Annotated in this window: 22 protein-coding genes and 1 pseudogene; 14 read left to right on the top strand and 9 right to left on the bottom strand. The window is 61.9% G+C overall.

Annotated elements, in window-relative coordinates:
• Positions 1-1,011, bottom strand: a complete 1,011-nt coding sequence (trpD, locus tag NKI47_RS22125) for an anthranilate phosphoribosyltransferase (RefSeq protein ID WP_023674955.1) — start codon at positions 1,009-1,011, stop codon at positions 1-3.
• On the bottom strand, positions 1,008-2,900 hold the full coding sequence (locus NKI47_RS22120) for a SurA N-terminal domain-containing protein (protein ID WP_352593663.1): 1,893 nt from the start codon (positions 2,898-2,900) through the stop codon (positions 1,008-1,010). Before NKI47_RS22120 ends, trpD begins: the two co-directional genes overlap by 4 nt.
• A 142-nt stretch (positions 2,901-3,042) precedes the next feature.
• Here NKI47_RS22120 and tpiA point away from each other — a divergent pair, with 142 nt between their 5' ends.
• From tpiA to NKI47_RS22095, 5 genes are all read left to right on the top strand, one after another.
• Entirely contained in the window at positions 3,043-3,810 is a 768-nt protein-coding gene (gene tpiA, locus NKI47_RS22115; RefSeq protein ID WP_023674957.1) for a triose-phosphate isomerase, read from the top strand.
• 163 nt (positions 3,811-3,973) lie between these two features.
• Complete coding sequence (gene secG, locus NKI47_RS22110) at positions 3,974-4,426, top strand: preprotein translocase subunit SecG (RefSeq protein ID WP_254817294.1); 453 nt, start codon at positions 3,974-3,976, stop codon at positions 4,424-4,426.
• Between the two features lie 199 nt (positions 4,427-4,625).
• Positions 4,626-5,747: a L,D-transpeptidase gene (locus NKI47_RS22105; RefSeq protein WP_023674959.1), complete on the top strand. Its 1,122-nt coding sequence runs from the start codon at positions 4,626-4,628 to the stop codon at positions 5,745-5,747.
• A 147-nt stretch (positions 5,748-5,894) separates the two neighbouring features.
• A complete protein-coding gene (gene pyrG / locus NKI47_RS22100; protein ID WP_023674960.1) occupies positions 5,895-7,523 on the top strand; it encodes a CTP synthase in 1,629 nt (542 codons plus the stop codon).
• A gap of 11 nt (positions 7,524-7,534) precedes the next feature.
• Positions 7,535-8,074 carry a DUF1697 domain-containing protein gene (locus NKI47_RS22095; protein WP_352593661.1) on the top strand — a complete coding sequence of 180 codons (540 nt, stop codon included), beginning with the start codon at positions 7,535-7,537 and terminating at the stop codon, positions 8,072-8,074.
• Positions 8,075-8,104: 30 nt separating this feature from the next.
• Here NKI47_RS22095 and NKI47_RS22090 read toward each other — a convergent pair.
• The 3 genes and pseudogenes from NKI47_RS22090 to NKI47_RS22080 all read right to left on the bottom strand — a co-directional run.
• Positions 8,105-9,220 (bottom strand): annotated as a pseudogene (locus NKI47_RS22090) (cytosine permease); the annotation flags it as partial.
• A 200-nt stretch (positions 9,221-9,420) separates the two neighbouring features.
• Positions 9,421-9,813: an MmcQ/YjbR family DNA-binding protein gene (locus NKI47_RS22085; protein ID WP_352474256.1), complete on the bottom strand. Its 393-nt coding sequence runs from the start codon at positions 9,811-9,813 to the stop codon at positions 9,421-9,423.
• Positions 9,814-9,840: 27 nt separating this feature from the next.
• Positions 9,841-10,524 carry a TetR/AcrR family transcriptional regulator gene (locus NKI47_RS22080; RefSeq protein ID WP_502898068.1) on the bottom strand — a complete coding sequence of 228 codons (684 nt, stop codon included), beginning with the start codon at positions 10,522-10,524 and terminating at the stop codon, positions 9,841-9,843.
• 145 nt (positions 10,525-10,669) lie between these two features.
• Between NKI47_RS22080 and NKI47_RS22075 the strand changes: the two genes are divergently transcribed.
• From NKI47_RS22075 to NKI47_RS22065, 3 genes are read left to right on the top strand one after another with little or no spacing between them, the layout of a single operon-like run.
• A complete protein-coding gene (locus tag NKI47_RS22075) occupies positions 10,670-11,680 on the top strand; it encodes an efflux RND transporter periplasmic adaptor subunit (RefSeq protein WP_502898067.1) in 1,011 nt (336 codons plus the stop codon).
• Between the two features lie 6 nt (positions 11,681-11,686).
• The gene (locus tag NKI47_RS22070) at positions 11,687-12,928 is read left to right on the top strand and encodes an ABC transporter permease (RefSeq protein WP_352593659.1); all 1,242 of its coding nucleotides are present in this window, start codon (positions 11,687-11,689) and stop codon (positions 12,926-12,928) included.
• The gene (locus NKI47_RS22065) at positions 12,925-13,596 is read left to right on the top strand and encodes an ABC transporter ATP-binding protein (RefSeq protein ID WP_352593657.1); all 672 of its coding nucleotides are present in this window, start codon (positions 12,925-12,927) and stop codon (positions 13,594-13,596) included. The genes NKI47_RS22070 and NKI47_RS22065 overlap by 4 nt, the downstream gene beginning before the upstream one ends.
• A 17-nt stretch (positions 13,597-13,613) precedes the next feature.
• Here NKI47_RS22065 and otsB read toward each other — a convergent pair whose 3' ends face one another.
• The 4 genes from otsB to NKI47_RS22045 all read right to left on the bottom strand — a co-directional run bounded on the left by otsB (position 13,614) and on the right by NKI47_RS22045 (position 19,604).
• Positions 13,614-14,375 (bottom strand): trehalose-phosphatase, encoded by a 762-nt coding sequence (gene otsB / locus NKI47_RS22060; RefSeq protein WP_352593655.1) that lies wholly within the window; start codon positions 14,373-14,375, stop codon positions 13,614-13,616.
• Entirely contained in the window at positions 14,372-16,153 is a 1,782-nt protein-coding gene (locus NKI47_RS22055; RefSeq protein WP_352593652.1) for an alpha,alpha-trehalose-phosphate synthase (UDP-forming), read from the bottom strand. Before NKI47_RS22055 ends, otsB begins: the two co-directional genes overlap by 4 nt.
• Before the next feature lie 179 nt (positions 16,154-16,332).
• Complete coding sequence (locus NKI47_RS22050) at positions 16,333-18,495, bottom strand: amylo-alpha-1,6-glucosidase (protein ID WP_023674970.1); 2,163 nt, start codon at positions 18,493-18,495, stop codon at positions 16,333-16,335.
• Between the two features lie 47 nt (positions 18,496-18,542).
• Positions 18,543-19,604: a glycosyltransferase family 4 protein gene (locus NKI47_RS22045; protein ID WP_352568676.1), complete on the bottom strand. Its 1,062-nt coding sequence runs from the start codon at positions 19,602-19,604 to the stop codon at positions 18,543-18,545.
• Between NKI47_RS22045 and NKI47_RS35185 the strand changes: the two genes are divergently transcribed.
• The 6 genes from NKI47_RS35185 to NKI47_RS22015 all read left to right on the top strand — a co-directional run bounded on the left by NKI47_RS35185 (position 19,494) and on the right by NKI47_RS22015 (position 25,389).
• A complete protein-coding gene (locus NKI47_RS35185; protein WP_502898066.1) occupies positions 19,494-20,162 on the top strand; it encodes a DUF982 domain-containing protein in 669 nt (222 codons plus the stop codon). The genes NKI47_RS22045 and NKI47_RS35185 overlap by 111 nt on opposite strands.
• Positions 20,163-21,332: 1,170 nt before the next feature.
• The gene (locus NKI47_RS22035; protein WP_352593649.1) at positions 21,333-21,500 is read left to right on the top strand and encodes a hypothetical protein; all 168 of its coding nucleotides are present in this window, start codon (positions 21,333-21,335) and stop codon (positions 21,498-21,500) included.
• A gap of 263 nt (positions 21,501-21,763) precedes the next feature.
• Positions 21,764-21,988: a hypothetical protein gene (locus NKI47_RS22030; RefSeq protein WP_023674975.1), complete on the top strand. Its 225-nt coding sequence runs from the start codon at positions 21,764-21,766 to the stop codon at positions 21,986-21,988.
• 113 nt (positions 21,989-22,101) lie between these two features.
• Positions 22,102-22,356 (top strand): DUF6894 family protein, encoded by a 255-nt coding sequence (locus NKI47_RS22025; RefSeq protein ID WP_023674976.1) that lies wholly within the window; start codon positions 22,102-22,104, stop codon positions 22,354-22,356.
• Between the two features lie 465 nt (positions 22,357-22,821).
• Positions 22,822-23,364 carry a class I SAM-dependent methyltransferase gene (locus NKI47_RS22020; RefSeq protein ID WP_352568671.1) on the top strand — a complete coding sequence of 181 codons (543 nt, stop codon included), beginning with the start codon at positions 22,822-22,824 and terminating at the stop codon, positions 23,362-23,364.
• A 237-nt stretch (positions 23,365-23,601) separates the two neighbouring features.
• The gene (locus NKI47_RS22015) at positions 23,602-25,389 is read left to right on the top strand and encodes an ABC transporter ATP-binding protein (RefSeq protein WP_198023529.1); all 1,788 of its coding nucleotides are present in this window, start codon (positions 23,602-23,604) and stop codon (positions 25,387-25,389) included.
• Positions 25,390-25,392: the final 3 nt, after the last annotated feature.

Raw genomic sequence — 25,392 nt, 5'->3', positions numbered from 1 at the left:
TTAACCGTTCGAAATCTCGATCAGCCTATCGAGCACTTTCAGCGCGCGGCCGCTGTCGATGGCCTGCGCCGCCGTTACCATGCCGTCGGCAAGCGTCGTCGCTTTGCCGGCCACCACCAGCCCGGCGCCGGCATTCATCAGCACCGTATCGCGAAAGGCGCCGGCGGCGCCGCCCAGCATGTCGCGCAGTGCCTGGGCGTTGTGGGCGGCGTCGCCGCCGCGCAACTCGTCCTTGGTGTGACGCGTCAGCCCGACTGCTTCCGGGGTCAGCGTAAAGCTGCGGATCTCGCCGCCGGCCAGTTCGGCGACAAGTGTCTCGCCGGTGGTGGTGATCTCGTCATAGCCGTCGCCATGGACGATCCAGGCATGGTCGGCACCAAGTTCCTTCAACGTTTCTGCCACGGGCATGATCCATTCGGGCAGGAACACGCCGACCATCTGCCGTCTGACACTCGCCGGATTGGAAAGCGGGCCCAGCAGGTTGAAGATGGTGCGGGTTCCGAGCTCGACCCGGGTCGGGCCGACATGCTTCATCGCCGGGTGATGCGCCGGCGCGAACATGAAGCCGACGCCGGCCTCGTGGATGCAGCGGCCGATCGTCTCCGGAGGGATGTCGATCTTGACGCCCAATGCGATCAGCACATCGGCGGCGCCGGTCAGCGAGGACAGTCCGCGATTGCCGTGCTTGGCGACGGGCACGCCGCTGCCGGCGATGACGAAAGCGGATGCGGTCGAAATGTTGACGCTGTGCGAATTGTCGCCGCCGGTGCCGACAATGTCGATGGCGCCCTCGGGGGCTTCGACACGTAGCATCTTGGCGCGCATGGTGGCGACGGCGCCGGCGATCTCGCTGACGGTCTCACCGCGCACGCGCAATGCCATCAAGAAGCCGCCGATCTGGCCGGGGGTAGCATCGCCCGACATGATAATGTCGAAGGCCTCGCGCGCCTCCTCGAAAGAAAGAGCGCTGCCGGCGGCGACCTTGGCGATGTGGATCTTCAGCGCGCTCATCTGGCCAGGGCTTGGGTTACGGCCGTCTGATCGATGCGGACGTCATATTGCGTCTGCAACTGCGCCACCAACTGGTCGAGCAGGTCGTCGGACATGCCGGAGGTGAAGGACTTCTGTGCGTCCTCGGGTACTGAGCTGGCATCGGCCCCGGCAGGCTCGAACACCTCGGCAACCTTGAACAGGATCTGTCCGTCGCCCGTAGGTGAGGGGATCAGCCCGGTGCCGCCTTCGCCGACGCCGAACATCGCGGCGGCCCCTTCCTTGCCGAAATCGACGTCGTCAGCATCGCGCTTGACGCCGCGCTTGGTCTGCTTTTCGAGCTTGAGCTCACCGGTGATCACCTCGAGCGTGGCGCCGGCCTTGAGACGCTTCTCGAGCTCTTGTGCTTTTGCGGTGAGCCGTTTGGTGGTCTCCGCCGCGGTCCAGTCGGCCACGACCTTCTGGCGGACTTCGTCCAATGTGCGGTCGCGGGCAGGCGTGATCGCGCTCACGTCGTAGAAGACGAAGCCGTTATCGGCGGTGGTGAGGCCTTCATTGTCGGTTCCGGGTTCGGATTCGAACACCGCCTTGATGAGTGCCGGCGATTCCGGCAGGTCTTTGACGATGCTTCCATCCGGCCGTTGGCCGGTGCGGTCGATGGCATCGATGGTGACGACCTTCAGCTTCAATTTGGCGGCTGCCTCGGCGAGCGAACTGCCCGAGGCGCGCGTATCCTCGTAATTGTCGTGCACGTCCAGCAAGATGCGGCTTGCCTCGCCCAGTGCCAGGTCCTTGCGGATCTGCTCGGACACTTCGGCCAGCGGCTTCACCACTTCGGGCTTGATCTCGGTGACGCGCAGCAGAACGGGACCAAAGGCGCCCTGTACGACCGGGCTGACCTCATTGACGTTTAGTTTGAAGGCAGCATCGGCGACCGCCTTGTCGGCGATCTTGTCCTTGGCCAGCGTGCCGAGCAGCGTGTCGGCCGGCGTCTTGCCTTCGGCAGCGACGATCTTGTCGAAGGTCGCGCCGGTCCTGAGCGAATCGAGCGCCGCCTTTGCGGCATCAGGTGTCTTGAACACAAGCTGCTCGATGGTGCGCATCTCCGGCGTGGTGTAGCGCGCCTTGTTCTTATTGTAGTCGTCGCTGACCTGTTGGTCGGTCACCGCGCTCAAATCCATGATGTCTTCCGGTTCGAGCCTGACATAGGAGAACTTGCGGTATTCGGGCGCGGCGTAGGTTTTCTTGTTTTCCTCGAAATAGGCCGAAAGCGCGCTGTCGGACGGCGCTTCTATCGGTTCGACCAGCGATTTCGGCAAGGTCAGGTAGTCGATGGTGCGATCTTCGCCGCGATAGAGCGCGACCGCCTTGAAGAATGTATCCGGGGCCTTGAGGCCGTCCGAAACCGCCTCGACGATCTGCTGGCGGACCGCGACCTGGGCGCGGTTCTTCAAATAGTCTTCCGGCCGCATGCCGATCTGCCGAAGCAGGTACTCGAAGGTTCTCCTGTCGAAGCTTCCGGCAGGCCCTTTGAACGCCGGGTCTTCACGCGTCAGTTCGGCGAGCCGGTCCTTTGACAGGCCGAGTCCGAGCTTGCGGGCCTGCTCGTCGAGGACGGCGCCCGACACGAGTTGCGCCAGCACCTGGTTGTCGATGCCGAGCGCCGTCGCTTGCTCACGGCTGATGCGCTGGCCGAATTGCTGCGACATGACGCTGAGCTGGCGATCGTAGGCGAGGCGGTATTCGTTGATCGAGACCTTGGTGCCTCCGGCCGTGATCACGGCATCATGGCCGGCAAGACCGCCCATCAGGCGGCCCGAGATGCCCCAGACGGCGAAGCTCAACACCAACAATGACAGCAGCAGTTTAGCGACCCAGGTCCCCGCCGCGCTTCTCAACATACCAAGCATGTGTACTTCCGATTTTTGCGCATTTCGCATGCGCCGAGTCTGAAACAAGCGCAATAGCGCCCTTCCTGCCCACTGTCGATTGCTTTGTGGCCTGATTTTGATAGTGAGGGCCAGCTGGAAATTGCCCGGAGAAACAAATCCCATGACGCCTGGAATCCGCCCGCTCGTCGCCGGCAACTGGAAAATGAACGGCACTAGCGCCTCGCTCAACGAGCTCAGGATGATCGGCAACGGCTTCATGAGTGGGCTCGACGCCGAGACCGAAGCGGTGGTCTGCGTGCCGGCGACCTTGCTTGCGCACGCCGCCGAGATTCTGTCGCGCACGCCGGTGCGGGCCGGCGGAGAGGATTGCCACACCGAGGAAAGCGGCGCCTATACCGGCTGCATTTCGGCCGAGATGCTGAAGGATGCAGGTGCCAGCCATGTCATCGTCGGCCATTCCGAATGCCGCGCCGATCGCAAGGAGGACGATGCCTTGGTCCAGGCCAAGGCCTCCGCCGCATGGCGCGCCGGGCTGGTGGCCATCATCTGCATTGGTGAGACAAGAGCCGAACGAGAAGCAGGAGCCACGCTCGACGTGCTGTCGCGCCAGGTCGCTGGCTCGGTCCCGCCAAACGCCACGGCTTCCAACACCGTCATTGCCTATGAGCCAATATGGGCGATTGGGACCGGCTTGACCCCGACCGCCGCCGACGTCGCCGAGGCACATGCGCATATCCGCGAAGAACTGGCACGGAAGCTCGGCAATACGGCGGCCAAGATGCGCATTCTCTACGGCGGCTCGGTCAAGCCGTCCAACGCCGTCGAGTTGCTCGGCGTCAGGAATGTCGATGGCGCGCTGGTCGGCGGCGCCAGCCTAAAGGCGGCGGACTTCCTCGGCATCGCGGAAGCCTATCGAAACATCGCTTGATACAAGGGCTGCTTGCTGCATTTGAGCGGACGGCCGGCGCCGAAATCGTTGCAAAGGACGCATTGCTTCCCATATTCCGGCCACGGGCTTGGAAATGCCGTCAAAGCATTGTATTGAGCCGCCTCCAAATCAGCGGCCGCACAAGGCCTTGCCAGGGTAAATTATGGAAACCGTACTGATCGTCGTCCACCTCATGGTCGTGCTCGCGCTTGTCGGCGTGGTGCTGCTGCAGCGCTCCGAAGGCGGCGGCCTCGGCATCGGCGGCGGATCGGGCTTCATGACCGCGCGTGGCGCCGCCAATGCGCTGACGCGGGCGACGGCGATCCTGGCTGCCGCTTTCTTCGTCACTTCGCTGACACTGTCGATCGTTGCGCGCTATGGCGAGAAGCCGATCGACATTCTCGATCGCGTGCCGGCGACCTCGGACGGAGCAGGCAAGGGCGTACTCAACCAATTGCCTGGAACCACGACGCCGACGCCGCCTTCGGGCACCACGGCGCCGACCCCGCCGTCCGGCAATGGCGCGGCAACGACGCCGCCGGCAACCGCTCCGGCGACGCCGCCAGCGACAAACGGCGCCACCGCGCCGGCCACGCCGCAGGTCCCCAACCAGTAATAGGGCAACTTATGCCGCGATCTGTTGTCGTTTGAACACAGTCGCGGCAAATGCCGCACGATCACGAAGATTCGACTGCGCCTCACGCTTGAGGCGCTTCCGGCTAATCGATTATAGGTTGCACGCGGCATTCTCGGCGTCCTTGGGGGGCGCCGGGCGACGCCGTGGGCAACAAGCATTGAACGATCGGATCTTCCCCATGCAGCTTCGCAGCTTCATTTTTGCCGGCCTTTGTGCCGTGCTCAGCCTAGGTGCGCCCGCTTACGCGGCCATGCCGACGGCAAACTCGGCCCACAAAGCCGCAACAACAACCGACGTCGTCAAGGTCGCTGCCAAAAGCGATGCAGCGCAATTGAAGCTTCTCAAGAAGAAGAAAGATCCGACGCCGGACGACCTTGCGCAGATCCGCAAGATCGAAGCCAAGATCGCAGCCGACAAGGAAGCCGCTCGCGCCAAGGCACTCGAAGCCAGGAAGCTAGCGATGCGCGAGGCGGCGAAAGCCAAAGCCGATGCGGAACGGCAGGCGTTCCTTGCCAAGAAGAGCCAGCCGCTCGCAACGGCCAAGGTGGCTGACGCCACGCCGGCCAAGAAGAAGACCGTCAACATCATCGAACCGATTACGCCCATTGCGCCGATCCAGTCGGCCGAGCCGATCCCGGCCGAGGCCATGAACGTTGCGCTGACCGGCAACAATGGCGAGTTGCGCAGCGAACCGGTCGGGCAGAAGCCGCAGAGCGTCGGGCTGTTTGCGGGACTGTTCGGCGGCACATCCACTTCGTCGATGTCGCTGCTTCCGGAAACACGCGCGCTCGACGCCGCGCTCGAAAGGAAGCAGGCCAAGCGGCAGTTCAAGGTCAAGGCGGAATTCGTGCCGCAGGAGGTCGAATTCACCGGCTACAACCCCGGCACCATCGTCATCGATACCAGCGCCCGTCGTCTCTACCTCGTCGAATCATCGTCAACCGCCCGCCGTTATGCCATCGCGGTCGGCCGGGAAGGCCTGCAGTTCAAAGGTACGGTTGCCGTCGGCGACAAGCAGGAATGGCCGCGCTGGATTCCGACGCTGGATATGCAAAAGCGCGAACCCAAGCACTATGGCCAGTACAAGGACGGCATGCCCGGCGGCGGCGACAATCCGCTCGGTGCGCGCGCCATCTATCTTTACGACGGCAAGAAAGATACCCACCTGCGCATTCACGGCACCATCGCGCCGCAGTCGATCGGAACCAGCGCCTCCAATGGCTGCTTCCGCATGATCAACGAGCACGTCATGGACCTTTACCGCCGGGTGAAAGTAGGCACCAAAGTCGTCATCATCTGACGCTTTGACAGATCGTGCCAAAAGGGCCGGCCTCGCCGGCCTTTTTGTTTTGATACGCCAACGACCAGAGCGCCTTCTTGGGAAAAAGCCTTCGCGGCGGTTTTTTCTCTGGCGGAATCAATTCGGCCGCGTTAAGCGATGACTCCCATGGCGCGATATGTATTCATCACAGGCGGCGTGGTTTCCTCACTTGGAAAAGGCATTGCTGCAGCGGCCCTTGGGGCTCTCTTGCAGGCGCGGGGCTATCGCGCACGCATCAAAAAGCTCGATCCCTATCTCAATGTCGATCCCGGCACGATGTCGCCCTATCAGCACGGCGAAGTCTTCGTGACCGATGACGGGGCCGAGACCGATCTCGATCTTGGCCATTATGAGCGCTTCACCGGCCGCTCGGCCAACCAGCAAGACAACATCACCACAGGCCGGATCTATAAGAACATCATCGAGCGCGAGCGGCGCGGCGACTATCTCGGCGCTACCGTGCAGGTCATTCCGCACGTCACCGACGAGATCAAGAATTTCGTCCTCAACGGCAATGACGACTACGATTTCGTGCTGTGCGAGATCGGCGGCACCGTCGGCGACATCGAAGCGATGCCGTTCCTGGAGGCGATCCGCCAGCTCGGCAACGACCTGCCGCGCAACAACGCCGTCTACGTCCACCTGACCTTGATGCCTTACATTCCGACGGCAGGCGAACTGAAGACCAAGCCGACGCAGCATTCGGTCAAGGAGTTGCGCGGCATCGGCATTGCACCCGACATACTGCTGGTCCGCGCCGACCGGCCGATCCCCAAGGAAGAGCGCAGAAAGCTGTCGCTGTTCTGCAATGTCCGCGAAAGCGCCGTCATCCAGGCGCTCGACGTCCCGCATATCTACGACGTGCCGATGGCCTATCACAATGAAGGGCTGGATTCGGAAGTGCTGGCGGCCTTCGGCATCGATCCGGCGCCGAAGCCGCGCATGGAACGGTGGCAAGCGGTGTCCAACCGCATCCACAATCCGGAAGGCGAAGTGACCATTGCCGTCGTCGGCAAATATACCGGCCTCAAGGACGCCTACAAATCGCTGATCGAGGCGCTGTCGCATGGCGGCCTCGCCAACCGGGTCAAGGTCAAGCTCGACTGGATCGAAAGCGAGATATTCGAGAAGGAAGACCCGGCGCCGTGGCTGGAGAAGGTCCATGGCATTCTCGTCCCCGGCGGTTTTGGCGAGCGCGGCTCGGAGGGCAAAATCCTGGCGGCGAAGTTCGCGCGCGAGCGCAAGGTGCCGTATTTCGGCATCTGCTTCGGCATGCAGATGGCCTGCATCGAGGCGGCGCGTTCGCTGGCCGGCGTCGAGCGCGCATCATCGACCGAGTTCGGTCCAACCGAGGAGCCGGTCGTCGGCTTGATGACCGAATGGCTGAAGGGCAACATGCTGGAAAAGCGCAGGGAAACCGGCGACCTTGGTGGTACCATGCGGCTCGGTGCCTACCAGGCCGACCTCGCCAAGGGATCGAAGATCGCCGAGATCTATGGCGATACCCAGATTTCCGAACGCCATCGCCACCGCTACGAGGTCAATGTCGACTACAAGGAGCGGCTCGAGGATTGCGGCCTGGTGTTTGCCGGCATGTCGCCGGACGGCGTGCTACCGGAAACGGTCGAATATCCCGACCACCCCTGGTTCATCGGCGTGCAGTACCATCCCGAGTTGAAAAGCCGGCCGCTCGATCCGCACCCGCTGTTTGCCAGCTTCATCGAGGCGGCGGTAGAGCAGTCGCGGCTGGTCTAGACTAGCCGCCCATGCAAACTTACGTCGCGCTGCTCTACAGCATTGTCCTGGGCGAGGGGCGGCGGGTCGTCATGTCCGATCTGAAGGCGATGGCCGAAGGCCTGGGTCTGAACAACCCGCGCACGCTGGTAGCGACCGGCAATCTGGTCTTCGAGGCGCAAGAAACAGAACTTGCGGCGTTGGAGCAGCGGCTGGAGGCGGCGTTCGCAAAGACTTTCGGCCGCCACGTCGACATCATCGTGCGCTGCGCCGACGGCTGGCTAAGGCTGGCGGCCGGCAATCCGTTCCCAGCCGAATCGGCCGAGGCCGCGGACCAGGTGGCGGTGCGCGTGATGCGGGCGCCCGTTCCCGCCGAGACCGCCGCGGCGCTTGAGGCATATGCCGGCAAGGACGAGAGGCGGCGGATTGTCGGCGGCGACATCTGGATCGTCTTTTCCCGCGAGACGCCGAGTTCGCGGCTGCTTGCGGCGGTGAGCCACAGACGTCTCGGCGTCGGCACGTCGCGCAACTGGAACACCGTGCGCCGCCTGGCCAAGATGGTCGCAGAATGAACGGGGCGGCTCGCGCCGCCCCGACACCGTTCAGGCCTTGGCTATCCTGGCTCCGGCAGCGAGTGCCATCGTGCGCAGCACGTAGTAGATGACGCCGGCAATTGCCACGCCGAAGAACCAGCCATAGACGCCCCACCATGACGGCAGCAGGCTGGTGAAGTTGGGCAGGATCGAGGAGAAGACCGCGCCGATACCGGCGGCGATGAAGGCATTGACATGCCAGCCGCCCTGAAAGCGGAATTCGCCATTCTCCCTGTAGAGCGCCTCGACGTCGACCTCGCCCTTCCGGATCAGGTAATAGTCGACCATCATCACGCCGAAGATAGGCCCCATCGTCGCGCCAATGATGTTGACGAAGGAGGCGACACTGCCTTCCCAGGGCGCGAATGGATAGAGCACCAGCGCGATGAGCGCCGCGATGTAGCCGCCCTTCTTGAAGTCGATCTGGCGTGGAAAGACATTGGAGAAGTCGAAGGCCGGCGACACGAAGTTCGCCACCACATTGATGCCGAGCGTCGCCACCGCAAAGGTCAGGGCTGCGAGCGCCGCCAGGAACCAGCTGTCGAATTTCGCCGAAATCTGGTCGGGATGCAGCAGCACCTCGCCATAGACGTCGAAGGCGGCGATCGTCGTGACGCCGGCGACCAGCGAGAACAGGATAAGATTGACCGGCAGGCCCCAGATGTTGCCCTTGCGCAGCGATGCCTTGTCCGGGGCGTAGCGCGCGAAATCGCAGAAGTTGAGATAGAGCGCGGAGAAATAGGTCACCCAGATCGCGGCCACCGCGAACAGCGAGGTCCAGGAGCCTGGCGTGCCCGGCACGCCCGCGTCCTTTGTCTTTTCCAGCAGCACATCCATCGGGATGTCGCTGGTGAAAGCGAAGGTGCCTGCCTTGATGCAAAGATAGATCGCCAGGATCAGCATCATCACCCACACCGCCGGTCCGGCCCAATCCTGGAAGCGGCGCACCGTTTCCATGCCTTTCTGGATGATCAGGAGCTGCAGCGCCCAGATGATGACGAAACAGATCACCTCGAGCCCGGAGTGGCCGAGGAAATGTGTGCTCTGGTTGAAGTCGGCGAACCATTGCGAGCGGATCAGCAGGGCTACGATCGCCCCGGAGGCGGCCGCCGTCTGCGCCTTGTATTGTCATTGCTATGTCCTCCCCGTGCAATCGCACGCGCCTCCACGCATGGCACGCAGGTTAAGCCTGACGCTGGGGAACCGGCAAGCAGACGATTTGCCGGCTTTGGCCTTAAAGTCATTCAATGAGAAACGCGCTTATCGGCGTGGCGTCGTTGAGCTTCTAGCGCCGGCGATTCGTGGGGTGACACCGATCGCTCGACCTAAGCTCCCGAGTCCACCTTGTGCGTGATCAGGGCGGCAAGCTTTTTGGGCGCTTGTGCGCGATAACTCTCATCGAGCCATGACTTCAGTTGTCCCATCGGTGGCAGTTCGTCCGGTGCTGGTTCGAACGTCACCCATCCGCTCTTGCCAAGGCCGTACTCCGTCGGCGACGCATAGTGGAGCTTTCTCGCCTCGTCGCCGCTGTAGGGGAGTTTGAGGGAGATGCTGAACGGTTCGCCTTCAAGGCTCAAATAAGCAAAGGTCTTGCCTTTCACCGCGAGATCGTCGTGACCAGGCCACGGACTCTTTGTCTCGGCGCCCGGATAGGTGAGGCCGAAGGCGCGCAGTTCCTTGAGAACAGCATCGGTCGAAGCACGCGATTTCCTACTCATCAACTCTCCTCCATCGCTGTCAGCGGCTTACGGTCCGGCTTCGAGAAAAGCCCGGGCAAAACCGGGCTGCACGGCTTCTATCGTTCCATCGGGCAACTTCAAAAGCCGGTCGATTGCGATGCCGTAGAGCCGCAATCGGCCCTCGAGCAGCCGCGCTGCTTCGTCGATATTACCCTGTTCGGCCTGTAGCAGGGCGCGGTGCATCACGTCCCGAAAGGTCAGCCGGAGTTGCAGGAACATCTCGGCAAAAGCTTGCGGGTCGGGCACGTCGAGAATGCCTTCCTCGCTTCCCTTCCTGAGCAGATTTGTGATTATCGGCTCGGCCAGTTCCCTGGCCGCCTGGTCGACCCGATGGAAGAGGGCAAGGTTCTCGGGCCGGAACACGACGAAGAACGTTTTTCGCAATTGCGGGGCAAGCTCGACGTTCAGCCGTCGCGAGCCGGCAAAGAGTGCATTGAGCCGGCCAATCCCATCGAGTGACGGATCGTCGAGGAGGGGTTGCAGCTCGGCAAGGCTGTCACGTGCGAGACGTCTGGCGAGCGCCTCCAGCAGGGCCTCCTTCGACGCGAAATAGTGATAGAACGCACCCTTCGACAAGCCGGCCTCGCGGATGATGTCGTTCACCGTCGTGTTGTCGTAGCCATGCTCGAAGAAAAGCCGCTGGGCACAGTCGAGGAGCTCGGTGGATCGTATCTCCGGGGGCTTTATCACTCGGGGCAAAATCGACCTCACAAAGTACAGGGGGCAAGAGGAGCACGAACCGTTTCTTTATGTAACTTTTATAGACCGACGGTCGGTCTAATGCTATGTCTGCCACCGCTCCGACGTTCGCATTCGATGGTGGAAGGAGAGCTTCTTGCGACGGATACGCTGGACTGTCGGCATCGTTCTTGTCGCGGCGACTGCTGCTTTCGGCGCTTGGTATGTGTGGCAGCCGGCCAAGGTTTCGATCGTGACGCCACAACGCGGCGACGCGGCGGAGATCGTTTACGCGAGTGGCTCAGTCGAGCCGCGAACCTGGGCCAAGGTGACTCCCGTTGTCCGCGAGAGGATCGTCGAGCAGTGTAATTGCGAGGGGTCGAGGGTTGCACAAGGCGATGTGCTCGCCAAGCTCGACGACAGCGAGGCCCGGGCCGTGCTTGGCGAGATCGAAGCGCGTCAAGCACTTGCCCAGGAAGAGCTCCGGAGGCTGACCGTGCTTGCCGAAAGGCGTGCGGCAAGCCAGCAGGCGCTCGATCGCGCGCAAAGCGAGCTTGGCCAGATCGAAGCGCTGGTTGCCGGACAGAAAGCGCGGCTCGACACCTACGTCTTACGAGCGCCGAGCGCCGGTATCGTGCTCAGGCAGGACGGCGAGGTCGGTGAGATCGCCGAACTCGGCGCCGTGTTGTTCTGGGTCGGCGAGCCGAAGCCGCTCCTGGTGGTCGCCGAGGTCAACGAGGAGGACATTCCACGGGTCGAGATCGGCCAGCGCGCGCTGCTTAAATCCGATGCGTTCCCTCGGCAGAATCTGGAAGCGGTGGTCGACAGCATCACGCCCAAGGGCGATCCGGTGACGAAGACCTATCGCGTCCGCTTCCGCCTGCCGGACAATACGCCGCTTCGTATAGGCATGTCGACCGACGTGAACATCGTCATCCGCGTTTCGAAAAATGCGCTGTTGATCCCGTCGGTTGCGGTGGATGGGAACAAGGTGTTCGTAGTCGAAGGCGACAAGGCCTGGCGGCGTGAAATCCGAACGGGCATTCGCGGCACCAATGGCGTCGAAGTTATCTCTAGTGTCGATGAGAAGGCTCGCGTCATCTCGCCCTATCCCGCTGACCTCGGCGACGGTGCGCGCGTGAACATCGCCGCCGCGCAGGAGAGATAGGCAACGATGGCGCTGATCGTCGACATTGCCGTAACGCATATCGCCGGCCGCGGCCGCCAGACGCTGGTCGCCATAGTCGGCGTCGCGGTGGGTGTCGGCTTCTCAATTGCGATGGCGGCGCTGATGCAGGGCGGGCAGGACGATTTCGTCAGGCAGCTCGTCGACACGATGCCGCATGTCGACATCACCGACGAGCAGCGCACCGCCCGCCGGCAGCCGGCCGAGGACTACTTCGAGACCGCCGCCATCTCGGGGCTCCGGCCACGCGACGATCGGCGCGGCATCATCAACCCGACCGCCGCGACCTCCTGGCTGGAGAGCTGGATTCCCGGCCGGTTCGCAGCAAGCCTAAAGACGCAGGGCGTGATCCGCTATTCCAGCCGCGAAGTGGGCGCAGCTATCATCGGGGTCGATCCGCAGCGCGAGACCGGCGTTTCACCGATCGTCGGAGAGTTCGTCGAAGGCAGCTTTTCGGCACTTGCCGCGGGCGGCAACAACGTGCTCATCGGCGACACGATGGCGAACCGGCTCGGCGCCGGGTTCGGCGACACGATAACGGCGGTTTCCTCCGAAGGGCTGACGCGCAATTTCAAGATCGCCGGACTTTTCCACACCGGCACTACCGCGCGCGACGAAGGCGAAGCTTATGTGCTTTTGAAGAACGCGCAAATCCTCTCCGCGCGTCCGAATGCCATCAACGAGATCCGCATCAAGCTCGACGACCCCAACCGCGCTGCGGCGGTGGCGCATCGAGCCGAGGCCGAACTGGGCTACAAGGCCGTGGCGTGGCAGGAGGCGAATGAATCGATCCTTGAAGCGCTCGTCGTGCGCAACGTCATCATGTACACCGTCGTCGGCGCGATCATGCTGGTTGCTGGCTTCGGCATCTACAACATCATCTCCACCATCACGCACGAGAAGGCGCGCGACATCGCCATCATGAAGTCGCTTGGCTTCCCGGAGTCCGACATGCGCCGGCTCTTTTTGCTGGAAGGCGTGGCGATCGGCGCTGCCGGCTCTGTGCTCGGCGGGGTGCTTGGCTTCTCCATGACCTATGCACTGTCGCTGGTGCGTTTCGAGATCGCCGCGACTGGCCAGGAGATGACCCGGCTGCCGATAGCCTGGAGCCTGACCCACTATATCATCGCCTCGGCCTTCGCACTGGGCTCGGCGGCGGTGGCTGGCTACCTGCCGGCGCGCCGTGCAGCGCGCCTGAATCCGGTCGACATAATAAGAGGCGCGACATGAGCGCACTCATCGAGACCGAGAGACTGACCCGCATCTTGCCAGAGACGGTCCCCGTTACGCTGGTCAAGGACATCACGCTCACGATCAACGACAACGAATTCGTCGCCGTCACCGGTCCCTCCGGCTCCGGCAAGTCCTCGCTGCTCTATCTGCTTGGGCTGCTCGACCGGCCGACAGGCGGGACCTTGAGGATAGGCGGACGCGATAGCGAGCCTATGAATGAAAGGGAGCGGGCGCAGACACGGCTTTCGACGCTGGGCTTCGTCTTCCAGTTTCATTTCCTTCTGCCGGAATTCACGGCGCGCGAAAATGTAGAAATTCCAATGCGCAAGCTTGGTCGGCTGGCCCGACCCGTGATGCGCGAACGGGCTGGCGAGTTGCTGTCATCGCTGGGGCTCGGCGAACATCTCGAAAAGCGGCCGGACCAGCTTTCGGGAGGCCAGCGTCAGCGCGTCGCGGTGGCACGCTCGCTCGCCAACGACCCGCCGCTTATCCTGGCAGACGAGCCGACGGGGAGCCTCGACAGCAAGAGCTCGGAGCAGGTGTTCACAATCCTGCAGAATTTGGTGCGCGAACGCGGCAAGACGGTCGTGGCAGTCACGCATGACCTCGACATGGCCGCACGCATGGATCGCCGCATTCACATGGTGGACGGGAAGATCAGCTGAACCGGGCCACGGCGCGATCAGGCCACCGCCGACGTCTCGAAACTGGCCTCGAGCCAGGCTATTGCGCCGGTCACGTCGTCGAGGGCATAGTTTGCGGCCGTCGGTCCGTTCGGCTTCACGCGGATGGAGATGCCGCCAATTTCATTGATCGCCTCGAAACCGTGTTCGTCCGACGTATCGTCTCCGAGGAATATCGGCCGCCGGCCGACAAAGGGCGGAATGTCCATGAAACGCCGGATGGCAGCACCTTTGACGGCTTCCAAAGGCATGAGCTCGACGCCGGCGTTTCCCGGAAGCACCCGATAACCCTTCGGAAGCCGGGCCAATGCCTGTTCGACGAGCTGGATTGCGGGTGCAAGCAGTTGCGGTGCTGCTCTTGTATGAACGGCAAGGACCGGCCCCTTGCGCTCGACATAGACCTTGCCGCTGCCCAATTCGGCCTCGATCTCGTCCGCAAGGGCGGCGATGTCGGCCGGCGCGTCGGCGGCATCGATCGGACCGCTCGGCGTCAGCCGGTGCTCCAGCCCATACAGTCCGGCGATCCGCAGCTTCAGCGGATGGAACAGCTTGTCCACGGCGGGAATCGACCGGCCGGTGATGAAGGCGACCGCACCATCCAGCCGCCGCTCGATGCGTTCGAGCAGATTGCGCAATTCCTCGCCGACGAACACCGCGTCGGGATGGGCAGCGTGTTCCAGCAGGGTTCCGTCGATGTCGAGGAAGAGCGCCCATTGCCCTTCCGACAGGTTCAACGCCGGCGGTTGTTCAAAGCTTTTCACGACGCTGCCTTCCGAGCCCGCTCGAACATCGAGATGACGTTGTTGGTGTTCGATGGCGGGCGCTCGCCGGTTCCGGTCACCCTGTCGAGATCGCCGCGTTTGCGCAGGCGCGCGGCGTCCAGCAGCATACTGCCGGCCCAGCGGTAGACATTGTTGTCGCGGACCATCTCGCGCATCGGCCGCAAACGTTCGCGCTGCTCTTCCGGCGTCATCGTCAGCGCCTGCAACAGCGCCTCGCTCATCATGGCCGCATCGTAGGGGTTGACGATCAGCGCTTCCAGCAGTTCGCGCGAGGCACCGGCGAAGGTGCTGAGCAAAAGCACGCCCTGTTCGTCGTCGCGCGCTGCGACGAATTCCTTGGCGACAAGGTTCATGCCGTCATGCAGACTGGTGACCATACAGATGTCGGCGGCGCGATAGACCTCGTAGACCTGCTCCTGCCGATGATGTTCGGCGACCATCAGGATAGGGCTGTATGTCTCGCTGCCATAGCGCCGGTTGAGCTCCTCGGCACAGCGGCGGCATTCGTCGTGGAGTTGCTGGTAGGCGGGCAATGTCCCCCGGCTCGGCGCGGCGATCTGCAGGAAAACCACCTTGCCTATCCATTCGGGATATCTCGTGAACAATTCGTCCAAGGCATGGAAGCGATCGAGAATGCCTTTCGTGTAGTCGAGGCGCTCGACGCCAACGCATAGTTTGGTATCCGCAGACAGGCCGAATCTGTCGCGCACGCTGGCGCGGCACTCCTCCACAGACGGCAGTTTTGCCAGCAATTGGGCCGGCCATTCTATGGAAATGGGATAGGCGTGGACCAATGTGGTTTGCCCACCATAGGAGATTGCCGCGTCTGCCCGTTCGATCCGGCTCTCCAGAAAGCGGTCGACACTTTCGGTGAAGTTGTTGGCATGGAATTGGGTATGAAAGCCGATGATCGAACTGCCGAGCAGTCCTTCCAGGATCCGCTCACGCCACGGACAGATGCTGAACACTTCCGAATTGGGCCAAGGGATGTGCCAGAAGGTGATGACTATCGCGTCCGGCAGGCGCTGGCGAATCATGCGTGGCAGCAGCGCAAAATGGTAGTCCTGCACCAGCACGATCGGCCGTTCGTTGCGGGCTTCGGCAACCACCGTATCGGCGAATTTGCGGTTGACGGCCTCGTAGGCGTCCCAGTCCGAGGCGCGAAACACGGGGCGGGTGAAGGCGATATGGCAAAGCGGCCATAGGCCCTCATTAGCGAAGCCCAGATAATAGCCCTGATATTCCTCCTCCGTCAGCCAGACCCTGCGCAGCGTATAGGACGGATTGCCTGGCGGCACCTGCACCCGGTCGTCCTTGTCGACGGTGAGGCGGTCTGCCGTGCCGCCGCCAAAGGCGATCCAGGTGCCGGCACAGGCGCGGGTGATGGGCTCGAGTGCCGAAACCAGCCCGCTGGCCGGCACCAAAAGTTGAACCCCGTCATCCTTGATGTTGTGGATGTAGGGTTCGCGGTTGGACACCACGATGACCTGTGCGTCCGGCAGGTCGTCGGCCAGGATCTTGCGCAAAGTGTCGGGCGACCATGTGACCAGTGCCGCATCGGCCGATTGGCCGTTCTTTTCGAACTCGCGCAGCACCTTGCGTGCCGCTTCCGACGCGACATCCTCGCTCGGCGTGTATGCGGCCGCCGTTGCGCGGCCGCGACGCTGGCGGGATATCGACAGGAGAACGGCAAAAGCGGAAAAGCCAAAACTTGCAATCAGCAAAACCCAGAGCAGGTTTACAGTATAATCTGACATGGAATGTGATCTCGCCTCCGGCCGGCCGATAGCCGTTTTTTTATTTGTTTTCTGGTTCGCCGCCGTATAACAACGGCAGCGTTCCCGCGCCGCCCATTTTTGCAACGCACAAAGAGGCTATCGGTTCCGGACGATTGCAATGCCGCGCGTCATTTTCGACGCGCCGCAGTGCGGCGGCATCAAGTGCGCACGATGAGCGGCACCATCCCCTCATACCGATCGGCGAGAAAGGCGACGACCCGGTCGCCGACACGCTGGAATGTGAGGTCGACCACTGTCGAGCCGACACCTAGATGCCGCAATGTCAGCGTGTCGATGCCGATCGGCAGCCTTGGGCGGGTGACCCGGATTTCGCTGTTCCAGCCGTCGATTTCGAGCCCAAGGCAGGCCTGCATCAGCATGAAGGCCGATCCCGCCGACCAGGCCTGCGGCAGGCACGCGACGGGATAGGCGATGGGCGCTTCGCCCGGCGACCGGGTAAAGCCGCAGAACAGTTCCGGCAGCCGCATGTTGAAATGGACAGCCGATTCGAACGTGCCGCTCATCAGCCTGACTACGCTGTCGCGCACGCCATAACGTGCCAGGCCGGCACCGCACATGGCGGTGTCGTGCGGCCAGATCGAACCATTGTGGTAGGACATCGGATTGAAGAATATCGCATCGTCGGCCAGCGTCCTCACTCCCCAACCAGAGTGGAACGACGCAGAGAGCAGCTGATCGGCGACCATCTGCGCCCGTTCCGGCTCGGGCAGCCCGACAAAGAGAAGATGGCCGGCATTCGACGTCCGTACCTTGCAGAGCTCGCCTGCACCATCGATCGCCAGTGCATAGAAATTGAGATCGTCCATCCAGAAATGGCGTTCCACCGCGGCGCGCATGGTTTCGGCGCGTTCCTCCCAATGATCGGCCTTGTCGTCCTCGCCGCGGCGGCGGGCGAGCGCCGCCAGCCCACGGAACGCGGCAAAGACGTAGCCTTGCACCTCGACCAGGGCGATCGGCCCCTTGGGCATGCGGCCATCGGCATGGAAGACGGAATCGAAACTGTCCTTCCAGCCCTGGTTGGCAAGGCCGGTCTCGGCGCCGCGCTGGTAGGTAACGAAGCCGGTCGCGCGGCTTGTCTCCTCCGTCCATTCGGCCGCTGCACAGAGCGATGGCCACAGGCTGTCGACGAACGCCATGTCGCCGGTACGATCCGCATAGGCGCAAGCGAGATGAATGTAGAGCGGCGTGGTATCGACGCCGCCGTAATAGCGGCCGAACGGGAGCTCCCGCAGTGCCGCCATCTCGCCCTTGCGGGTCTCGTGCATGATCTTGCCCGGCTGCGAATCGCTGAACGGCGACGTTTCGGTCGCCTGATGCTGGGCGAGAAAGGCGAGTACGCCGCGCGCCAGCCCAGGATTCAACCACAGCATCTGCAGTGCGGAAATCACCCCGTCACGGCCAAATGCCGTCGAGAACCAGGGTATGCCGGCATAGGGGTAAGGTCCGGTTGAAAGCTCGGTGGTCAGCAACGCCACGTCCGCGCGCGCGCGTTCGATCCAGTCGTTGAAGACGCGGCCGGAGCTGTGCACCGTCGCGCCGTGGCGGCGTTTGGCGCGCATGCCGAAGCGAGCGCGGGCGGCAGCAGCCCGAAAACGGTCGCGGTCGGGTGTCTCCGCCACTTCCGGGCCGACCTCGATATAGAGGACCTCGCTGCTGCGCTTCGTCACCGCAACCAGGAAATCCGCGCGGCTGGCGGTCAAATTGTCCGGCGCCTGCGAGAACGAGATCGCCGACAGGCGCACGAGCTGGTCCAGCCCGTCATATCGAAGCACCACGGATGTCGGACTGGTCTCGGCGGCGTGGGCTATTCCGCGCTTGAGCCGGGTCGAACCGCGCACCTCGAACATGTCGCGGAAATCTGCTGCGAAATGCAAGGAAACCCGAATGGCCGACGATTCCTGGCTGTAGTTGGAAAGGGTGATGCGCTCGAACAGCCGGTCCTGCCAAAGCAGCCTGACGCGTTCTATGTGGATCGCGCCCTGCGGAATGTCGCGACCACCGACACTCTGGATCGGCAGATTGGTCAGGTTCGAGGTGAAAAGCACATTGTCCTGGCTGAGCGAGGCGCCGAGCAACGACATTTGCCGGCCACCGACCGTCAGCCGGAATTCCGAAAGCACACGCGTGTCGTCTCGGAAAAAGCCATCGCCGGCGCCGCGGATGTCGCCATAGGCGTCGGCCACCGCGAAGCAGTCGGCTTGCTTGAGGGCGAACAGCCGGTGCGGCTCCCGGGGCGCAACCTCGTCGAGGGAGGCAAGGGCTACGGCGGGATCAAGCTTACGCTCGTCGAGTTGATTCATACGTCACAAGCTCTGTCGTTTCGTTCCAACGTCCACAATGACGCCGATCAGGACGCTCTCGCTTCACCGGGAGTACCGATCAGGCGCGCATAGGCAGCCACATAGTCGTGGGCCATTCTCGTGGCAGAAAAACGGTTTTCGAACACGGCTCTCACCTGTCGCCTGTCGAGGCGCAGCAATTCCGGTATCGAGGTGACTGCGGCATCGACCGTATCGACAAGGAAACCGGTCACGCCGTGGTCGATGATCTCCGGCAGGGCACCGCATTTCCAGGCGATTACCGGCGTGCCACAGGCCATAGCCTCTATCGCGGCAAGACCGAACGGCTCCGGCCAATCGATCGGAAACAGCAGGCCGGCCGCCTTGCCGAGGAATTCCGCTTTTCTGTCCTCTTCGATCTCGCCGATATAGTCGACACGGTCGCCGTCGATCAGCGGCTCGACCGTGTCGTGGAAAAAAGGGCGGTCGTCGTCGCCGATCTTTGCTGCAAGCTTCAGTTTCAGCCCGGAGCGCAAGGCGATCTCAATGGCACGCTCCGGGCGCTTGTCGCGCGACAGCCGGCCGAGAAAGGCCAGATACGGCTCGTCCGCATTCGTCTCGAAAGTCGGCTCGTACATATTGATCGGCAGCCCGTGATGGATGGTCGCCAGCCAATTGGCCCTGGGTAGCCCGGTTCTCTGGCTGCGGGAAATGGAGATCATCGGAAAGCGCGGAAAATGTTCGTAGGCCGGGGCTAGGTCGACATAGTCGAGCCTGCCATGCGGTGTCGTCACCGTCCGGTCGGGCATGTGTTCGAAGAAAGGAAAATGCAGGAAGTGGCTGAGATGGAAATGGATGATGTCGAACTGTTGCGCACGGCTCCTCACCTCGGCGAGCATCGAGAGATGCGCCGCGGTTTCGGATTTGTGCGGGCGCGGATCGAGACGGAGCGCGCGCTCGCGACACGCCACCAATTTCGCCGACGTCTTGGTATCGCCACTGGCGAACAGGGTCACGTCATGGCCAAGCTCGACCAATCCTTCGGTCAGATAGGAGACGATGCGCTCCGTCCCTCCATAGAACCGGGGTGGCACAGATTCATGGAGCGGCGCCACATGGGCTATTCTCATGTTTTGGCATTTCCCTCAAAAAGACTGCTCGTGGCATCGAAATGCATCAGCCGCGCTAACGTTCCCGTACAATGGCAAGATGTCACCCAATTGGGGCAAGATGTCACCCAATTGGAGCTGCCGGGCGCGTCCACCGCTGCTCGTCTCGTGCAGCCAACATTTTTCAGGCCAAGCCCTCTTTTGCCGGGAACCAAAGTCGGGTTCGCGAGTTTAGTGGGGTTCGATCGCACGCATCCGGTCGACGGGGAGGAAATGATGGACCGCTTGCAATTCTTTTCGCCCGTGCGGGTTTTGCGCGGACAGGGACAGCCTGTGGAGGAGATCGACAGCGTTGCCGAAGCAATGGCATTCTTGCGAAAATGGCCGGCGGGGCGGCGCGGGCCGGTTTACCAGTGCGCCGTGAATTGCTGCGCTGCGGCCATGGCCGGCCGGATGTCGGCCGAGGAAGCGAGAAAGGCTTTTGCCGGCTTCGCCCGGATCACCCGCCTGCTCGAGGGCGATCGGCCGTTGCCGATGAGCGGCGAGGATCGGCATCGCGATCACGCCTTGAGGCGATAGCGCCGACTGCCGCAGATGGTCCGAGCAAGGGTGGCATTCAGCCGGAGCGCCCGATCGGCGACCGACGAGCAGCGCCGGCAAGGTGTCGTAGAGCGCTGCCCAGTAGGGGGCGTAAAACTCACGCCGGTATTCCGGCACTATCCAGTAGACTGCGGCAATGGTCGTGAGCGTAACGATGAAGCCGATGAGCTTGCGCACGACACGCTCGACTTCAAGCGCTCGCATCGGCTTCGCCTGCAATCCCGTTGAACGCCTTCGAAACGTCTGGAAATAAGCCGTGTCGACCGCGATCATTGCTGCAGTAGTAGCTGCAATGACAGTCATGGCCTGCAAATGCACAGGCCAGCTTCTGTCGGCGAGCATCGCGACGGTGAGCGCAAGACCAAGCAATCCTGCAAGGCCAGTGAGGGGCGCGGTCGCCGATTTCGGTCGGAGCGTCATACTACTACTCCCGTTGTCGTGAGGATCGATCGTCGTTGCCGGCCGCGTGGTCGCCGCCACGGTTCAACTCGAGTGGCGCCGCCACCGGAGCCGCTTGAGCAGCCGCTACACTCCGCCGCTGCCGTTAGACCCGCCGCTGCTTGTTCCGTCGTTGCCGCCACTGGATCCGCTGCTGCCGCTCGAACCGCTGCTGCCGCTCGAACTGGTAGTACCGCTTGAGCCGCTGGCGCCGCTCGATCCGCTCTGCTGCTTGAGCCGCCGATGGGCCCCTTGTTGACATTGTGCGGGGAGGGATGATTGTTAGCGCCCTCGCTTACATTTTCGCAGGTGCATTTGCGCTGATATTTGGCGCCGAAGGCACTGCCTTCATTGCTCGCCTTCTGGCAGACCAACCCATGGCAAATCAACGTCGCTTCGGTTGTCTCGGGGGTAAGGCCCGTGATGACTAGTGCGGTTGTCGTGGCCGCCATGGCCGTGATCGTGAACCGGAGTAAATTCCGAAAATTTTGCATAGATACCTCGCTTTCTGACGCCTCGCTTCTCGGGCTCGCGCCCAAGCTTCCTCGTTGTCGAGTGGATGTTTGCGACAAGGCCGCATACGGATCGCTTACGCCTCAGCGGTCGGGGCTCAGGGGCGGCATAAAAAGTTGGACGAAACGCAGACAATGGTGCCGCATTGCGGTATTTCGACCGGAAAAGGCCAAAGATGCACTTTTGGGGGAATGGATAATGTCGAAACGGCTTAGACTGGTGCTGGGAACGGCCGGCGCAATTGCCGTCGCCATTGTCTGGGGGATCGTCGCCACGTCGATGGGGGTGCCATCGATTCTGATCACTGTAGGAGCGGTCGCGATCGGCGCGGGCATCTACAGCTATGTCGATCGAAGCCGAAGCTGATCCGGTTATCAGGCTACGGGCATAGCGCAAAAATCCCACGGTCGCAGACTGTCTGCGGCAATGCTCAGTGTACGAAAATTACCAACGACAGCGTTCTGTGGAACGAGTGGCCTGCCGAAGCTATTGTGGTGGCGGTCCGAGACACCCCCGCCTCGGGTCATTGGCTCACCCAGCCGAGTGGTCCGCTGCTACCCGATGGCAGCGGACCTTCATCCGGAGGACAGACCCGGAAGACGGACATTGTGCCGAATCGAGGGAGAACGATGGTCGTTGACGAGATTGCCGCGCGGCGCCTGAAAATTCTGCTCGAGCAGTACATGGAGACCAGCAAGAGGCGCCACGATGCGGTTTCCACCGCAGCGGCTGAGATCGCGATCAGGGCCGTCATGCCGAATTGCCCGGCCTCCGGAAAAGCCCTGGACGACATGATTGCGGCATGTGCGTTCGAACACGGGCTGGGGGTACTGTTCGATCGACCTGACGCATGAAGGCCTAAACGCCATGAATCCCAACGCCAAAATCGCACGGTGCTGTCGTGCACAAATCCGACGCTGTTCCTGAGACCGCTTGCGACTAGATAAACCAACCAACCGGAGCAGGCATGCCGAGATATTTTTTTCATTTCCGAAACAATGACGGCCGCTTGACGGAAGATTTCGAGGGGCAGGAGCTGGATGGCCTGTCTGCCGCCCAGGACAACGCCATGGCTTCGGCCAAGGAAATCCTGGCCGAGGGTCTGCTCAGCGGCAGCCCGGTCCTGACAGGTCTTTCCTTCGAAATCTGCGACGAGAACCGGAACCTGCTTTTCCGATTTCCATTCTCGGAAGCTGCCGAAAAGGCTGGCACTCGGCCGTGATTCGCCGAAGGCCCCGCGATGCGGGCGAGCTTTGATCGAGCCTGGCTGAAAAACCACATGTCGCGGCAAGACGGTCGTTGGTGCAAATCAGCACCATAGGCAAATTAGTAGCATAGCTGCCGGCACAAAGCAAGAACAAATATGGGCTTGCCTTGCCTACGGGGCATTACTTATGTCCCTGCGTGTGCCGGCCCGGGCTATCGTGCGTTTCAGGAACTCGAGGGCAGGCACGGGTAGGGGGCACCAAGCGACGTTGCCATTTCCAACCAGTATGTCGATTTGTCGGGCCGGGTGTTCGTCAACTTACCGAAACGTCTTCGCAGGATGCTGTGATCAGGAGTTCCTTTCTCCCGCGGTTGCGTTTACAGGACGCTCAGGACAGTGTCGTTTGCGCGCCAGCAACTGGACCGAGTTAGGCCGGGCGCACAGTCCCCCTCCGTCAAGGTAACCAGTCCGGCGCCGTTTTTGGAGAACAATGATTTGTGGTGGTCAAATAAGCAAAAGAGATTCAAGGGAACGTGGGACGACCGACTGGACGGCCTATTCTCAGCAGAGGTCGACTACGCCGGGAAATCCATTCTCGATGTTGGCTGCAACATGGGTGTTGTCGCCTATGAGATATCCAAGCTAGGACCGAGTTCGATCCATGGGATCGACATTCTCAAGCCGCATATCGAGACGGCCAGGATGATCTTCCTGGGTTGTCCGGTCCAAAGCCGGTTCGATTGTCTCGATCTTGGCAGCCGGAAGCTGCAAAATGTTCTCCAACCGCAGTACGACATCGTCATGCTGCTGGCGGTCTACCATCACATGCAGTGGAGCCTCGGCGCGGACAAGGCGCGACGCGTGCTGTGCGATATCGCCGGGCGTGCTCAAACGATCGTTGCCCGCGTCCCTCCTGGCAAGGATAAGGAGATGATCGCGGTGCTTTCGGATGTGGGCTTTTCAATCAAAAGCAATCACACATCGCCTCTTGGAAGCCATCTCATGGTCCTCGCGAAACACTGACCAGGCATAGCGCGGCCGACGACGAATGGCGCAAGAGCCGCGTGGCTGGGGTCCGCTATGCTCGCATGCGAGGAACCGACGGTCATAGGCCGATGACGTGCAAGGATCCGGTTCGGCATTGACTGCGGTCGGGAACGAAGCCACAGACAGGTGATCGAAACCGTCTCGCGCTTCAAGATAACGCGAAGACCGGACGGGATCGCAACGGGCGGCGACGAGATGATTACAAAGAAACGAGTGTCAACGGCCCCAGCATATCCGCTGATCAAGCGTCTGATTGGCGAAAATCTGCCGCCGCACAAGATGCTGTATGTGACAGGTTTGCTGTGCTCGATCGCCGCTGCTGCGGCGACCGGCGCGGCGGCCTGGATCATGAAAGTCATGATCAACACCATCTATGTCGAGCGAGACGCCGCCGCTGTATCGGGTATCAGCGCCGTCATCATCGGCATTTTCTTGGTCAAGGGCATAGCTGCCTACTGCCAGACCATCACGACGGGAAAGATTCGCCGGGCTATCGTTTCGGACCTGCAAAACCGGCAATTTTCCCGAATGGTGTATTTCGACATCAGCCGTTTCGCGAACCAGCATCCGGCAAAATTCATCTCCAAAATCATGTTCAACGCGCGCGCCGGGGCGACCGTTATTCTCACCCTCACGAGCAGCGCCGTCTCTGATCTGCTGACCCTGATTGCCTTGGCCAGCGTCATGGTCAAGCAGGACCCGGTGATGTCGCTGATATCCGTGGCGGTTCTGCCGATGCTGTTCCTGTCAGTCGGCGCGATAACAAGGAAGCTCAAGGCGCTGGCGAGGGGCGAGACGGAATTGGCGGCACAAGTCCAGTCGATCGGCACGGAAGCCGTCGAAGGCATCCGCACCATCAAGTCCTTCCAGCTCGAGGACAAGGCCGTTGCCAGCTTTGCAAAGGCCGTCCGCAAGATGGAAAGACGTGGCATCCAGATCAACCGGACGTCAGCATTGATGAGCCCATTGATGGAGACCGGCGGCGGCGTGATCATCGGGCTTTTCGTTATGTACGCCAGCTGGCAGACCCTCGGCAACGGCAAGACGCCCGGCGAATTCATGGCCTTCATTACCGCGTTCCTGCTTGCCTATGAGCCTGCCAAGCGGTTGGCCCGGGTCAATGTCGACATCCAGAAGCAAATGGTCGCCGTCGAGCAGATGTATGATTTGATCGACACGCCCGAGCAACGGCGACTCGCGATTGCGGGCGAGCGTCTGACCGACGTCGATGGTGGTATCCGCTTTGAAGATGTGGCCTTTTCCTATGACGGCAACAGCCCCGCGCTCGAGGGTGTTTCCTTCGACGTGCGACCTCGTGAGAAGCTGGCGATCGTCGGCCGCTCCGGCGCCGGCAAGACCACCATCGTCAATCTGATCCTGCGCCTGATGGAGCCGGACAAGGGCAGGATCCTGATCGACGGAAAGGACATTTCGAAGATCAGCCTGGCCGACGTTCGCGATAACATCGCACTGGTATCCCAGGACGTCTTCCTGTTCGAAGGCTCGATCCGCGACAACATTCGCGACGGCCGCCCGAATGCCACGGATCAGGAAATCGAGTCTGCTGCGAACCTCGCCCGGGTCACCAGCTTTGCTTCGGCGCTCGAAAACGGGCTCGACACGCTTGTCGGGCCAAGCGGCACCAACCTGTCCGGCGGCCAGAAACAACGCGTTGCCATCGCGCGCGCCCTGCTCAAGAATGCTGCGGTAATCGTCTATGACGAAGCGACATCCGCGCTTGACGGTGAAAACGAACGGGCGGTTATGGAGGCAGCCTTCGACAACACATTTCAGCGCACGGTGATCTGCATTGCGCACAGGCTGTCTACAATCAAGGCGGCCGATCGTATTCTCGTGTTTGACGCCGGACAGCTCGTCGATGCTGGAACGCATGACCAGCTTGCCAAGCACAGCGAGATATATCGTTCGATATTCCACCTGGAGACGCCCGATCCGATGGTCGAAAGCGGCAAAAAGCTGCGGCAGAGCGTATTGCGCTGACGG

This window comes from Mesorhizobium sp. M0633 (assembly GCF_040320645.1).
GTDB lineage: Bacteria > Pseudomonadota > Alphaproteobacteria > Rhizobiales > Rhizobiaceae > Mesorhizobium.
This window is presented reverse-complemented; position numbering and strand designations above follow the sequence as displayed.